This window comes from Streptomyces sp. NPDC047706 (assembly GCF_043204795.1).
In the GTDB taxonomy this organism is placed as follows: Bacteria; Actinomycetota; Actinomycetes; order Streptomycetales; family Streptomycetaceae; genus Streptomyces.
In genome coordinates, this window is the sequence record NZ_JBIDCW010000014.1 from 149,725 (window position 1) to 163,795 (window position 14,071).

11 protein-coding genes and 1 pseudogene are annotated in these 14,071 nt (G+C 72.8%); 3 read left to right on the top strand and 9 right to left on the bottom strand.

Annotated features, from left to right (window positions below):
- Positions 1-19 precede the first annotated feature (19 nt).
- The 8 genes and pseudogenes from ACGF8A_RS18745 to rsmI form a co-directional block, all read right to left on the bottom strand.
- On the bottom strand, positions 20-1,783 hold the full coding sequence (locus ACGF8A_RS18745) for a PQQ-binding-like beta-propeller repeat protein (protein WP_393109431.1): 1,764 nt from the start codon (positions 1,781-1,783) through the stop codon (positions 20-22).
- A gap of 248 nt (positions 1,784-2,031) precedes the next feature.
- On the bottom strand, positions 2,032-3,840 hold the full coding sequence (locus ACGF8A_RS18750; RefSeq protein ID WP_393109433.1) for an ABC-F family ATP-binding cassette domain-containing protein: 1,809 nt from the start codon (positions 3,838-3,840) through the stop codon (positions 2,032-2,034).
- 178 nt (positions 3,841-4,018) lie between these two features.
- Positions 4,019-4,918 carry a 4-(cytidine 5'-diphospho)-2-C-methyl-D-erythritol kinase gene (locus ACGF8A_RS18755; RefSeq protein WP_393109435.1) on the bottom strand — a complete coding sequence of 300 codons (900 nt, stop codon included), beginning with the start codon at positions 4,916-4,918 and terminating at the stop codon, positions 4,019-4,021.
- Positions 4,915-5,814 (bottom strand): 16S rRNA (adenine(1518)-N(6)/adenine(1519)-N(6))-dimethyltransferase RsmA, encoded by a 900-nt coding sequence (gene rsmA / locus ACGF8A_RS18760; protein ID WP_393109437.1) that lies wholly within the window; start codon positions 5,812-5,814, stop codon positions 4,915-4,917. Before rsmA ends, ACGF8A_RS18755 begins: the two co-directional genes overlap by 4 nt.
- A gap of 31 nt (positions 5,815-5,845) precedes the next feature.
- The gene (locus ACGF8A_RS18765; protein ID WP_393109439.1) at positions 5,846-7,261 is read right to left on the bottom strand and encodes a ubiquitin-like domain-containing protein; all 1,416 of its coding nucleotides are present in this window, start codon (positions 7,259-7,261) and stop codon (positions 5,846-5,848) included.
- A gap of 93 nt (positions 7,262-7,354) precedes the next feature.
- A complete protein-coding gene (locus ACGF8A_RS18770; RefSeq protein ID WP_393109441.1) occupies positions 7,355-8,287 on the bottom strand; it encodes a TatD family hydrolase in 933 nt (310 codons plus the stop codon).
- Positions 8,288-8,333: 46 nt separating this feature from the next.
- Positions 8,334-8,718, bottom strand: a pseudogene (locus tag ACGF8A_RS18775) (hypothetical protein).
- Positions 8,708-9,553: a 16S rRNA (cytidine(1402)-2'-O)-methyltransferase gene (gene rsmI, locus ACGF8A_RS18780; RefSeq protein ID WP_393109443.1), complete on the bottom strand. Its 846-nt coding sequence runs from the start codon at positions 9,551-9,553 to the stop codon at positions 8,708-8,710. Before rsmI ends, ACGF8A_RS18775 begins: the two are co-directional and overlap by 11 nt.
- 62 nt (positions 9,554-9,615) lie before the next feature.
- On the opposite strand from rsmI, the gene ACGF8A_RS18785 reads away from it, so the two are divergent.
- A complete protein-coding gene (locus ACGF8A_RS18785) occupies positions 9,616-11,361 on the top strand; it encodes a dolichyl-phosphate-mannose--protein mannosyltransferase (protein ID WP_393109445.1) in 1,746 nt (581 codons plus the stop codon).
- Positions 11,362-11,376: 15 nt separating this feature from the next.
- Here the strand turns inward: ACGF8A_RS18785 and ACGF8A_RS18790 are convergent, their stop codons facing one another.
- Positions 11,377-11,748 (bottom strand): hypothetical protein, encoded by a 372-nt coding sequence (locus tag ACGF8A_RS18790; RefSeq protein ID WP_393109447.1) that lies wholly within the window; start codon positions 11,746-11,748, stop codon positions 11,377-11,379.
- A 224-nt stretch (positions 11,749-11,972) separates the two neighbouring features.
- On the opposite strand from ACGF8A_RS18790, the gene ACGF8A_RS18795 reads away from it, so the two are divergent.
- Complete coding sequence (locus ACGF8A_RS18795; RefSeq protein ID WP_393109449.1) at positions 11,973-12,314, top strand: hypothetical protein; 342 nt, start codon at positions 11,973-11,975, stop codon at positions 12,312-12,314.
- Between the two features lie 81 nt (positions 12,315-12,395).
- A complete protein-coding gene (locus tag ACGF8A_RS18800) occupies positions 12,396-14,069 on the top strand; it encodes a penicillin-binding transpeptidase domain-containing protein (RefSeq protein ID WP_393109451.1) in 1,674 nt (557 codons plus the stop codon).
- Positions 14,070-14,071 lie beyond the last annotated feature (2 nt).

Genomic DNA, 14,071 nt, shown 5'->3' on the forward strand with positions numbered 1-14,071 from the left:
AACGAGTCGTGGGGGCGCGTCACTTGCCGTAGGCGAGCATCAGCTTCTCCTTGGCGTCGTCCGAGCCGGACAGCCGGGTGGTGGAGATGTAGAAGCGGCCGTCCACCCAGGCGACGTCCCGCGAGAAGAAGCTGTTCTCGACCGCCGCGGCGCCCGCGGGGTTCTGCAGCAGCTTCGTCGGCGTGCGGCTGCTGCCGGTCGTCGGGACGGACACGATCTGGCCGCCCCCGTCGTACGACGGCTCGACGTACGCGGTGAGCTTGCCGCCCGCGACCTGGAGCGGCAGCATCGACTCCTCCGCCGGGGACTTCACGCGCCACTTCTCCTTGCCGGTGGCGAGGTTGATCGCGACGATCTCGTTGGCGCCGCCGGAGGCCTCGGTGGGCAGGTAGAGGGTGTCGGCGTCGGCGGCGACGCCCTCACAGCCGGTCAGGTCGCGCTGGAGGACGGACCAGCCGCACTCCGGTGCGAAGCTCTCGTCGATCTTCACCTGGGAGCGGAAGCCGCCCCTGGCGTCCAGCGTGGAGATGTTCCAGGCGTCCTTGTCGTCGTTGGTGCTGTAGATCACCAGCGGGTCGACGGAGAAGGCACGCTCGATCTCCCAGCCCTTCTCGAAGGCCTGGGTCCACTTGACCTTGCCGGTCCTCGGGTCCAGCTCCTGGATCTCGTCGTGCTCGTTGTCGGTGGCCGCGCCGCAGGACGCCACGGAGATCAGCCGGCTGCCGCCCGCGAACGCGCCGGGGAAACAGGAGTCGCCGTACTTCTTCTTGTCGAACAGCTTCTTGCCGGTGGTGACGTCGTAGGCCGTGCCCGACTGCGAGCGGCCCACCATCAACGTGTTTCCGGCCAGCGTGAGTTCGATGCTGAGCGCGCTGTCGAAGAGCGCGCCGTCCGCGACCTCGCCGCTCCAGCCCTTCTCGCCGGTGCCGAGGTCGATCAGCTGCATCTGGTTGCACTTGGCGCGGTCGCTGGCGCCGCTCATGTACGCCACGACTATCTTGTCGTCGGCCGTCTTCTGCGAGGTGACCGAGCAGATCTTCTGCGGGAAGGTGATCGGGTCCCAAGTGGGCTTGCCGTCGGCGACGTCGTAGGCGACGAGTTCCTTGTACGCCGCCTTCACCGCCGTCTTGTCGGTGATCCACATGCCGGGGGCGTCGGCGCCGGAACCGGGGGCGTCGGGCGCCTCCTTGTACCAGAGCACCTTCGCCTCGCCCGCCTTGCGGCCCTCGTTGAGGTCGTCGGGGTCGGCGCCGCCGTCACCGCTGCCGTCGCCGGGGTTGACCGGGGCGTCGGACGCCGAGGGCTTGGGATCGTCGCTCTGCTCGGCGACCGGCTTCTTGTCGTCGCCGTCGCCGCTGGTCACGGCGTAGACGGTGCCGCCGATCAGCAGCAGCGCCGCCACCGCGGCCCCGACGGCCAGCGCGGGCCTGCCCCGGAAGGGGTTGCGCGAGCCGGGGCCGGGGGGAGTGCCGGGGGCGCCGGGGTACTGGGGCTGCGGGTAGCCGTAGCCGGGCTGCCGTCCGTACGGCCCCGGCTGCTGGGGCTGCCCGTAGGGGCCCGGGGTTCCGTACGGGCCGGGCTGCTGCGGATAGCCGTACCCCGGCTGGGGCGGAGCGTGCGGGGGCTGGGCCGGCGGCGGGGGCGTGCCCTGCGACGGGGGCTGTGGCGCGCCGAAACCGCCGGACTGCCGCGGGTCCTGCGGTGCGCCGAAGCCGCCACCGGGCGGCTGGTCCTGTGGCGCGCCGAAGCCGCCACCCGGCGGCTGGTTGGGTGGCTGGGTCATCAGCGGTTCCCCCTTGTGACTGATGTGGCTCCGCGCCCCTGGCGCCGCGTTTCCGCCACACCCACGATTCTCAGACGGTTCTCAGACCGCCCATTTCTATCACCCGGAACCAGGGACGAACCGGGCCCGATACGCCCCTGTTCCCAAGGGAGCACCGGCCCGTGATGCCGTTGTTACGCGCCTTCACGCCCCCTTTACGCGGCGCGCGCCCTGCGCGCAGGAGTCGAGTGCGCCTGCCGCGCCGCGGCTCAGGCGTCCTCGGCCAGTTCCAGCCAGCGCATCTCCAGCTCTTCGCGCTCCCCCGCCAACCCACGCAGCTCGGCGTCGAGTTCGGCCACCTTCGCGAAGTCCGTGGCGTTCTCGGCGATCTGCGAGTGCAGCTTGGTCTCGCGCTCGGAGATCTTGTCCAACTGCCGCTCGATCTTCTGGAGTTCCTTCTTGGCGGCGCGCTGGTCGGCGGTGCTCTTCTCGGCCACCGGCTTCACCGGCGCGGCCGCCGGGGAGGCGGCCGCGACGGCCTCCTCCATCTTCCGGCGGCGCTCAAGGTATTCGTCGATCCCGCGCGGCAGCATCCGCAGCGTGCCGTCGCCGAGCAGGGCGAACACCCGGTCCGTGGTGCGCTCGACGAAGAAGCGGTCGTGGGAGATCACGATCATCGAGCCGGGCCAGCCGTCGAGGACGTCCTCCAGCTGGGTCAGCGTCTCGATGTCGAGGTCGTTGGTCGGCTCGTCGAGGAAGAGGACGTTCGGCTCGTCCATCAGCAGCCTCAGCAGTTGCAGCCGGCGCCGCTCACCGCCGGACAGGTCCCCGACCGGCGTCCACTGCTTCTCCTTGCCGAAGCCGAACGTCTCGCACAGCTGGCCCGCGGTGAGTTCGCGCCCCTTGCCGAGGTCGACGCGCTCACGCACCTGCTGCACGGCCTCGAGGACCCGCCGGCCGGGGTCGAGTTCGGCGACCTCCTGGGAGAGGTAGGCGAGCTTGACGGTCTTGCCGACGGCGATGCGCCCGCCCGTGGGCTGCGTCTCCCCCTGCGTGAGCGCCGCCTCGGCCATGGCCCGCAGCAGCGAGGTCTTGCCGGCGCCGTTGACGCCCACCAGGCCGATGCGATCGCCGGGGCCGAGCTGCCAGGTGACGTGCTTGAGGAGCACCTTGGGCCCGGCCTGGACGGTGATGTCCTCCAGGTCGAAGACGGTCTTGCCGAGCCGCGAGGACGCGAACTTCATCAGCTCGGAGCGGTCCCGGGGCGGTGGCACGTCCTTGATCAGCTCGTTGGCGGCCTCCACGCGGAAGCGCGGCTTGGAGGTGCGGGCAGGGGCGCCGCGGCGCAGCCAGGCCAGTTCCTTGCGGACCAGGTTCTGCCGCTTGACCTCCTCGGTCGCGGCGATCCGCTCGCGTTCGGCGCGGGCGAAGACGTAGTCGGAGTAGCCGCCCTCGTACTCGTGGACGACGCCGCGCTGCACGTCCCACATGCGGGTGCAGACCTGGTCGAGGAACCAGCGGTCGTGGGTGACGCAGACCAGCGCGGACCGGCGCTCGCGCAGGTGCTGGGCGAGCCAGGCGATGCCCTCGACGTCGAGGTGGTTGGTGGGCTCGTCCAGGACGATCAGGTCCTGGTCGTCGATCAGCAGCTTGGCGAGCGCGATGCGGCGCCGCTCACCACCGGAGAGCGGGCCGATGACGGTGTCGAGGCCCTGCGGGAAGCCGGGCAGGTCCAGCCCGCCGAACAGGCCGGTGAGCACGTCGCGGACCTTGGCGTCGCCCGCCCACTCGTGGTCGGCCATGTCGCCGATGACCTCGTGGCGGACGGTGGCCTCGGGGTCGAGGGAGTCGTGCTGGGTGAGGACGCCCATGCGCAGGCCGCCGGAGTGGGTGACGCGGCCCGTGTCGGCCTCCTCCAGGCGGGCCAGCATCCGGATGAGCGTGGTCTTGCCGTCGCCGTTGCGGCCGACGACGCCGATGCGGTCCCCTTCGGAGACGCCGAGGGAGATGCCGTCGAGGAGCGCGCGGGTGCCGTACACCTTGCTGACGTTCTCGACATTGACCAGGTTGACGGCCATTTCGCTCCTGCTCGCGGGGATCGGTCAGCCTCCCAGCCTAACGGTCGCGGGGAGGTGCCCCGTCGCCGCGCCGTCAGCGGGTGGCGGCCACGCGGATCTCGGCGAGGAGGTCGTACATGACCGAGATCGGGCGAAGAAGATCAACTCGCGTTGACCTTCCCGCCCGTGGCGCTCCGGATCAACCGCCCAGGACCGTGGCGCCCGGCGCCGGACCCGACGCGGTGCGCGCCGTCCGGCACGTGCCCGACGCGCTCAGCGCCGCCGCCACCTTCGCCGCGGACCGCGGGTCACGGGCGAGGAAGGCCGTGGTCGGGCCGGAGCCCGAGACCAGCGCGGCCAGGGCGCCGGCGGCGCGGCCCGCCGCGAGGGTGCCGGCGAGGGCGGGGAAGAGGGAGAGGGCCGCGGGCTGGAGGTCGTTGGAGACGGCGGCGGCGAGCGCGTCGGGGTCGCCCTTGGCGAGGGCGCCGAGCAGGTCCTGGGAGACGACGGGCTCCGGGACGTCCGTGCCCTCGGCGAGCCGGTCGAACTCCCGGAACACGGCCGGGGTGGACAGCCCGCGGTCCGCCATCGCGAACACCCAGTGGAAGGTGCCGCCGACCTCGAGCGGGGTCAGTTCCTCGCCCCGGCCGGTGCCCAGCGCCGCCCCGCCGACCAGGCTGAACGGCACGTCGCTGCCCAGCTCCGCGCAGATGTCGAGGAGTTCCTCGCGGGAGGCGCCCGTGCCCCACAGGGCGTCGCAGGCGAGCAGCGCGCCCGCGCCGTCCGCGCTGCCGCCCGCCATGCCGCCCGCGACGGGGATGTCCTTGGCGATGTGGATGTGGACGCCGGAGGAGCGGCCGTAGCGGACGGCGAGGGCCTGCGCCGCCCGGGCCGCCAGGTTCGTCCGGTCAAGGGGGACCTGGGCGGCGTCGGGTCCTTCGCAGGTGACGCGCAGTTCGTCGGACGCGGTGACGGTGACCTCGTCGTAGAGCCCGACCGCGAGGAAGACGTTGGCCAGGTCGTGGTAGCCGTCGGGGCGGGCGGCGCCGACCGCGAGCTGGACGTTGACCTTGGCGGGGACACGTACCGTGACGCTCACTTGTTCTCCTTCGGGGGTGCGGGGGTCGTGGCCCGCGCCGGCGCGGCCTCCGCGATCCGGGCGAACTCCTCGACCGTCAGGGACTCGCCGCGCGCCTGCGGCGAGACGCCCGCCGCGACGAGCGCCGCCTCGGCGGCTGCCGCGGAACCGGCCCACCCGGACAGCGCGGCCCGCAGGGTCTTGCGGCGCTGGGCGAAGGCCGCGTCGACGACGGCGAAGACCTCGCCCTGCGAGGCGGTGGTCCTGATCGGCTCGGTGCGCCGGGTGAGCGAGACGAGCCCGCTGTCCACGTTCGGGGCGGGCCAGAAGACGTTGCGGCCGATCGCGCCGGCCCGTTTGACCTCGGCGAACCAGTTGGCCTTCACCGACGGCACGCCGTACACCTTGGAACCGGGCGGCGCCGCGAGCCGGTCGGCGACCTCCGCCTGCACCATCACGAGGGTGCGCTCGATGCTCGGGAAGGTGTCGAGCATGTGCAGCAGCACGGGGACGGCCACGTTGTACGGCAGATTCGCCACCAGCGCGGTCGGCGCGGGGCCGGGCAGTTCGGTGACGCGCATCGCGTCGGAGTGCACCAGCGCGAACCGGTCGGCACGCTGAGGCATGCGTGCCGCGACGGTGGCGGGCAGCGCGGCGGCCAGGACGTCGTCGATCTCGACGGCGGTGACCCGGTCGGCCACCTCCAGCAGCGCGAGGGTGAGCGAGCCGAGCCCCGGCCCGACCTCCACGACCACGTCGTCGGGCCGTACCTGGGCGGTACGGACGATACGGCGGACCGTGTTGGCGTCGATGACGAAGTTCTGGCCGCGCTGCTTGGTGGGCCGTACGCCGAGGACTTCCGCCAGCTCACGGATGTCGGCGGGACCCAGGAGGGCGTCGGGGGTGGGGCTGCTCACGGCGACAGCCTATCCGTGGCCGCCGCCGCGGCTAGCCGCGCAGCCGCGCTCCGCAGTGCGGCCAGGGGCCGGTGCCACGCCGGGTGTACAGCTTCTTCGCGCGGTACGTCTGCTCCGCCGCGGGGGCGTCCTGGGGGCGGCCGGTGCCGCCGAGGCTGTGCCAGGTCCCGGTGTCGAACTGGTAGAGGCCCCCGTACGTCCCCGACGGGTCCACGGCTCGGGGGTCGCCGCCGGACTCGCAGACGGCGAGGCCCCGCCAGTCGAGGTGGTCGGCGCCCTGGACCGAGGTGGGCATCGGTTTGGTGCCGACCTTCACGATCCGCGCGGCCGGCTCGCGCACCAGCTCGGTCCTGATCCGGCGCGGCTGCTGGCGGACCCCGTTGACGGTCCGCAGGGAGTAGGTGACCCGGCGCAGTCCGGGCTGCCCGGCCTGCTCGACCACCTCCGTGCCCTTGAACACCGTGGGGTCCTCGACCCGCCGCACCTCGAAGGGGATCTCCTCCTCGCGGGTCTCCCTGCCGCCGGTGATCCGCAGCACGGTGACCGTCTGCCCGTCGCGCGGGAAGCTGTCCGGCGGCACGGAGGTGGTGTCCTGGCCGCGCAGGGTGACCCCGGCCGCGCGGACGGCCTCGCCGACGGTGGCCGCGTTGGTGCGCACGGTGCGGGCCCGCCCGTCCGCCATGACCGTCACCGACCGCTCGGTGCGCACGTCGAGGGCGAGACCGGCACGCCCGATGGGCTGCGAGCGCGACGCGGACAGGTACGCGCCCTGTGCCCGCACCCCGAGCTGTCTGAGTGCCCCCTCCACCGTCCGCGCCGTCGTCCACACCTCCTGGCGGTGCCCGTCGAGGGTGAGTCGCACGGGGCGGCCGTAGCGCACGGCGATCTCGTCGCCGTGGCCCAGTTCCGTGCCGGGCGTGGGCGTGATCACGTCGTGCGCGCCGATCTCGACGCCCTCCTCGGCGAGCAGCTCACCGACGTCGTCGGCGAAGGTGTGCAGCCGGCGGGGCTCGCCGTCGACGGTCAGCTCGACGGCCTTGTCCTCGGCGACGAAGGCCGTGGTGCCACCGGCGAGGAACGCGACGACCAGCGCACGCGGCAGCAGCCGGCGGACGGGGGTGTCCGGGCGCTCCGCGTACCGCCCCTTACGCCGGCGCGCGGCGCGCCCACCGGCCCGGCGTCGGGCGGTGGCCGGCGTCTCCGGCGAGCCCTGCCGGGGCACCAGCGGCTCGGCCGTCTCGTAGGCGGGCCGGTAGGTGTCGCCCGACGTGGCGCCGTACGGGTCGTACGCGGCATCGGCGGCGTAGGTGGTGCCGTGGGGCAGCGTCGGGGCGCTGTGCACGTCCCACGCGTCGTCGTACGCCGGCGGCGGCTCGTACGCGTCGAGGGAGTCGAAGATCCCGTACGACTGGTTGGTCCCGTATGTCTCGTACTGCGAGTTGCTCACGCCGACACGCTCCAGGGGCCGGAGAGTCCAGAAGGGTCCGGATCGGGCCCCCAGAACCTAGCGGAGCGATCGTCACTCTCCAAAGCGACGCGACTACACAGTGTGGCGCCGTTGTGCGCCGTACCCGAAGGCCTGTGCCGTGTTCGCGCCGAGCGCGGTGGCCATGGCGTCCTCGTCGATGCCGCGCACGGCGGCCATCGCGCGCACCGTGACCGGTACGAGATACGGGGCGTTGGGCCGTCCGCGGTAGGGCGCCGGCGTCAGAAAGGGCGCGTCGGTCTCCACCAGGACCAGCTCCAGCGGGGCCACCGCCAGCGCGTCGCGCAGGTTCTGGGCGTTCTTGAAGGTGACGTTGCCGGCGAAGGACATGTAGTACCCGGCGCGCGCGCACACCTCGGCCATCTCGGCGTCCCCGGAGTAGCAGTGGAACACCGTCCGCTCGGGCGCGCCCTCCTCCTTCAGGACGCGCAGCACGTCCGCGTGGGCGTCGCGGTCGTGGATGACCAGTGCCTTGCCGTGCCGCTTGGCGATCTCGATGTGCGCGCGGAAGGACCGCTCCTGCGCCGCCCTGCCCTCGGGCCCGGTACGGAAGTGGTCGAGGCCCGTCTCGCCGACGGCCTTCACGTGGGGCAGCGCGGCGAGCCGCTCGATCTCGGCGAGCGCCTCGTCCAGCGCCGCGTCCCCGCCGGGCTCGCGCTCCCACTGCCGGGACAGGCCGTCGCGGGGGGTCTGGGGGGCTTGGCCCCCGGAAAGAGGTGTGCCGTGCACGATGCGCGGGGCCTCGTTGGGGTGCAGCGCGACGGCCGCGTGCACGTTCTCGTACGCCGCCGCCGTCTCGGCCGCCCACCGGGAGCCGTTCACGTCGCAGCCGACATGCACGACCGTCGTGACTCCGACCGACGCGGCCTTGGCGAGGCCTTCCTCCACGGTGCCGGACTGCATGTCCAGGTGGGTGTGCGAGTCGGCGACCGGCACGCCGAGGGGCGGCGGCAGGGGCGGCGCGGCGTTCTTGTCGGAGGTGGGCATGCTCCGATCGTACGAGCCGTACGGGAGGGACACGCCCAGGGCCGGCTCAGCCGGCCTTGCGCCGCAGGACGCGCAGCAGGCCGGACAGGTGCCCGTGACGCTGCTCGCCGGCCGCCCCGGCCTGCCGTCGCACCGCGGCCGGCCGTTGCCGCCGTCCCGCGTCGCGCGCCGACGACACCTGGCCGGCCCGCATGATCCGCACCACCTGGCCGTCGCAGCGACGGCAGGCGGACCTGCTCGGCGGCGACGGCACGACCCGCCCGTCGGCCACGTACAGGACGAACTCGTGCCCCGCCGTCGACGTGGTGCTCCATCTCGTACGACTGCTCCCACCCGTGCCCGCATCGCATGCAGGCGAAGGAGTACGACTCGTCGACCACGGCGGTCGCCCCGTCGCGAAGGCCGGTGTGTCCTGCGATCTCACGGCGCACGCTTGGCGGCCACCACCGCGTCGAACACGACCCGCTTGGGCACTCCCGCCTCCACGGCCACCGCCGCGATGGCCTCCTTGCGCCGCTCGCCGGCGTCCTCCCGCACCCGCACCCGCCGCACCAGCTCCTCGGGGCCGACGTCCTCGGGCCCCTTGTCGGGGGCGCCCTCGACCACCACGGTGATCTCGCCGCGTACCCCCTCGCCCGCCCACTCGGCCAACTCCCCGAGCGTCCCCCGCCGTACCTCCTCGTACGTCTTCGTCAGCTCCCGGCAGACGGCCGCCCGCCGCTGCGCTCCGAACGCCTCGGCCATCGCCGTCAGCGTGTCGTCCAGACGGTGCGGTGCCTCGAAGTAGACCAGCGTCCGCCGTTCCCCGGCGGCCTCCCGCAGCCGCGACAGCCGCTCCCCCGCCTTGCGCGGCAGGAACCCCTCGAAGCAGAACCGGTCCACCGGCAGCCCCGACAGGGCCAGAGCGGTCAGCACGGCGGACGGCCCCGGCACGGCGGTGACCCGGACGTCCCGCTCCACCGCCGCCGCCACCAGCCGGTACCCCGGGTCCGACACCGACGGCATCCCGGCGTCCGTGACGAGCAGCACCCGCGCGCCGCCCACCAGCTCCTCGACCAGCTCCGGCGTACGCGCCGCCTCGTTGCCCTCGAAGTACGACACCACCCGCCCCCGGGGCGTCACGCCCAGCGCCTGGGTCAGCCGGCGCAGCCGCCGGGTGTCCTCGGCGGCGACCACGTCCGCCCGCTGAAGTTCCGCGGAGAGCCTCGGCGGCGCGTCCGCGACGTCGCCGATGGGGGTGCCTGCCAAAACAAGGGTTCCTGTCACGTTTCCATCCTCGCAGGGGCGGTCCACGGGACTCCCACAGACGGGTTCCCTACGATGGCGCGGTGACCAGTACCGCGTCCTCCACGGACACCCGGCAGGACCAGGCCTCCCACGAGCAGCGGCCCTCGTGGCAGCAGCGGCTGCGCCGTTTCGGCTACACACCGGCCGGCTCCCGCGGCGACGTCCGGGACCGCCTCGTACCGCCGTACACCGAGCCGGGCCCACGGCTGTGGGCGGCGCTCGGCATCCGGTATCCGCTGGCCACGCGCATCGCCCGCTGGTCCGGCTGGGGCGGGCCGCTGCTGGTGACGCTGTTCGCGGGTGTGCTGCGGTTCTGGAACCTGGGCAGCCCGAAGGCGGTGATATTCGACGAGACGTACTACGCCAAGGACGCCTGGGCGCTCGTCCACCGCGGGTTCGAGGTCAACTGGGACAAGAACGTCAACGACCTCATCCTGTCCCGGGGCGGCGACGTGCCGATCCCGGCGGACGCGGCGTACGTCGTGCATCCGCCGGTCGGCAAGTACGTGATCGGGCTCGGCGAGCTGATGTTCGGGTTCGACCCGTTCGGCTGGCGGTTCATGACCGCCCTGCTGGGCACGCTGTCCGTCCTCCTGCTGTGCCGGATCGGCCGCCGCCTGTTCCGCTCCACCTTCCTCGGCTGCCTCGCGGGCGCGCTGATGGCGGTGGACGGGCTGCACTTCGTGATGAGCCGCACGGCGCTGCTCGACGGCGTGCTGATGTTCTTCGTGCTGGCGGCGTTCGGCTGCCTGCTCGTCGACCGGGACCGGGCGCGGGCGAGACTGGCCGCCGCGCTGCCCGCGGACGCCGACGGCCGGGTCCGGCCGGACGCACGGACGGCGCAGGAGACCCGCATCGGGTGGCGCCCGTGGCGGATCGCGGCGGGTCTGATGCTGGGCCTGGCCATCGGCACCAAGTGGAACGGCCTGTACATCCTGGCCGCGTTCTGTGTGATGGCGGTGCTCTGGGACGTCGCGGCCCGCAGGGTGGCGGGGGCGCGGCACCCGTACAGGGCGGTGATCCGGCGCGATCTCGGCTTGGCGTTCCTGTCGACGGTCCCGGTCGCGATCGTCACCTACGTCGTGTCCTGGACCGGCTGGATCCTCTCCCCCACCGACGGATCGGGCGGCTACTACCGCAACTGGGCGGCCACCGACGGCAAGGACAGCTCCTGGTCGTGGCTGTTCCCCGACTGGTGGCGCAGCCTGTGGCACTACGAGAGCCAGGTGTACGAGTTCCACGTCGGCCTGTCCTCGCCGCACACCTACCAGTCCAACCCGTGGAGCTGGATCGTCACCGGCCGCCCGGTGTCGTACTTCTACGAGTCCCCCGCCCCCGGCGCGGACGGCTGCCCGGTGGACGCGGGCGACAAGTGTGCGCGCGAGGTGCTGGCGCTGGGCACGCCGACGCTGTGGTGGGTGGCGTGCTTCGCGCTGCTGTACGTGCTCTGGCGCTGGTTCTTCCGCCGCGACTGGCGCGCGGGCGCCATCGCCTGCGGGATCGTCGCGGGCTATCTCCCCTGGTTCCTGTACCAGGAGCGGACGATCTTCTTCTTCTACGCCGTCGTCTTCGTGCCGTTCCTCTGCCTGGCGGTCGCGATGCTGCTCGGCGCCCTGGTCGGCCCACCCGGTTCCACCGACAGCCGCCGCGTGGCGGGAGCGACGGGAGCGGGCGTCCTGGTGCTGCTGATCGCCTGGAACTTCGTGTACTTCTGGCCCATCTACACCGGCCGGTCGATCCCGATGGACGACTGGCGGTCGCGGATGTGGCTGGACACCTGGGTGTAGCCGTACGAGCGGCTCCTAGAAATGCCGCTGGGAGTCGCAGCGCCTGGCGGTGCGGTCGAAGGCGGACTCGTAGGCGCCGCGGTAGCCCTTGCGGTAGCCGTCGCGGTAGTCACGGTTGCCTCGGTCGGTCCACGGGCGGTAGTTGTCGCGGTAGTCGCAGCTGCGGCCGTCCCTGGACCCGTCGCTCCAGCCGCGGTGGGATCCGTCCTGGTAGCCGCGCTGGAAGTCCCTGGGCGAGGTGGGTGCCAGGGTGGCGGTGGACTCCGGGGCCGCCACGGCCGCCGTTCCCTGCGCGGCGGCCTGCGCAGCCGTGGCCGACGGGAGGGCGAACGCGGTCGCCAGGGCGAGGGGCGCCACGAGCGCGACCATGATCCTTCTTGTACGCATGCCAGCCTCCTTACGGACACGAATGCGCGGAAAGGCCCGGCTTCGCGGCCGAACGGAGGGCGAGGGAAAAGGTGCACGGGCCTTCGCTTCCTTGGTACTCCCCCTCCACTTGCGTGTCCAATCGAACGCACGTAGCCCACGCCTCACAATCCGAGAAACCCGTGCCCCCTGCACCATGACTCCCGCCTAGAGTGCGGAGACCGGTGAACGGGGAGGGTCGCGTCATGCGCAAGGGGGTCAAGGCCGCCGTCGTCGGCGGTGTGTTCGCGGTGATGGTGGGAGGAGCCGGATACGGCACCTTCAACTTCGTGTCCGCGTTGAACGGTGACGGGGGAACAGCGGCCGCGGGCGAGAGCGAGCCCCTGCGTACCGGACCGCCGACCGATGCCGAGGTGCGGGAGACGGTCCGTCAGTTCTTCGCGGCCCGGGAGCAGGGACCGGGCGAGAAGGCGGCGTCGGGGCGGCGAGGCGGCGGGCCCGATCGTGGCGGCCGTCCTGCGTGCGGGTGGCTGACGTCACCCGCACAGGCGGGGACTCTAGGGTGGTGCCGTCGTTGGGGACTGTGACGACCACGAGGCCGGTACGGCCGTAAGGGCCGCGCCTCGTAAGGGGCGGGGGCCTGGGACTGCGCGGAGGATCGGGAAGCAGTGGGCAAGAGAAGGCGCGTCGCCGAGCGACGGAAGACGAGGCCCGCCGTCATCGGCGGCGTGATCGCCGTGGTCGTGGGCGGTGCCGGGATCGGCGCCTACGCGCTGTTCGGCACCGGCGCCGCGGCCGACAACAGCGCGTCCACGGCGGCCGCCGGGCGGGAGAGGCCGGTGAGGACCGGCCCGCTGTCGGCGAAGGAGGTCGGCACCGCGGCCCAGGCGTTCCTCACGGCCTGGCAGCGGGGCGAGGTGACCGGCGCGGCGGCCGCCACCGACGACGCCGCGGCGGCGAGGGCGGTGCTGGCCGCGTACGCCGAGGACGCCCACATCAAGGACCTCACGCTCACTCCGGGTGCGCGTACCGGCGACACCGTGCCGTTCACGGTGAAGGGCACGGTGGTGTACCAGGACGTCAGCAAGCCGCTGACGTACCGGAGTTCGCTGAAGGTCGTCCGCCGGGCCGCGGACGGCGAGCCGCTGGTGAGCTGGCAGCCCTCGGTCCTGCACCCCGAGCTGCGCGAGGGCGACCGGCTGGTCACCGGCGAGGCGGGCACGCCGCCGGTGACGGCGCTGGACCGGGACGGCGACGAGCTGACCACCGAGCGGTACACGTCGCTGGGGCCGGTCCTGGACGGGCTGCGCGAGAAGTACGGCAAGACGGCGGGCGGCAAGGCCGGCGTGGAACTCCGGGTGGTCCGCGGCAAGGCCTCCGGGAAGCAGAAGCTGTCCGACAAGACCGTCCTGGAGCTGAGCGAGGGCACGCCGGGCGAGGTGCGGACGACGCTCAGCGCGACCATGCAGGCGGCCGCGGAGCAGCAGGTCGGCTCACGCGCCCGTGCCTCCGTGGTCGTCCTGCGGCCCTCGACGGGCGAGATCCTGGCGGTGGCGAACTCCAACCCGAACTTCAACACCGCGTTCCAGGGATCGCTGGCGCCCGGCTCCACGATGAAGGTCGTCACCTCGTCGCTGCTCATCGAGAAGGGGCTGGCCTCGCCCGACAAGGCGCACCCGTGTCCCAAGTACTTCACTTACGGCGGCTGGAAGTTCCACAACGACGACAAGTTCGAGATCAAGGGCGGCACCTTCAAGGCGAGTTTCGCCCGGTCCTGCAACACGGCGTTCATCAGCCAGGCGCCCGAGCTGGACGACGCCGACCTGACCAAGCAGGCGCAGCAGGTGTTCGGGCTGTCGCTGAACGACTGGGCGATCGGCGTGCCCACCTTCGACGGTGCCGTGCCGGTGCAGTCGGCCGCGCCGATGGCGGCGTCGCTCATCGGCCAGGGCGGGGTGCGGATGAACCCGCTGAACATGGCGTCGGTGTCGGCGACGGTCAAGGCGGGCGTCTTCCGCCAGCCGTACCTGGTCGCCCCGTCCGTGGACGACCGCACCCTGGCCACGGCCGCCCGCACGATGTCCGCGGACACGCTGGCGAAGCTGCGCGGGCTGATGGCCTACACGGCGGCGTACGGTACGGCCGCGGAGGCGATGGCGGGGGTCACCGGCGACGTCGGCGCCAAGACCGGGTCCGCGGAGGTCGACGGGCAGAAGAAGCCCAACGGCTGGTTCACCGCGTACCGGGGAGATCTCGCGGCGGCCGGTGTGGTCCAGGCGGCCGGGCACGGCGGGGAGACGGCGGGGCCGATCGTGGCGGCGCTGCTGAAGCAGGGCGGCTGACG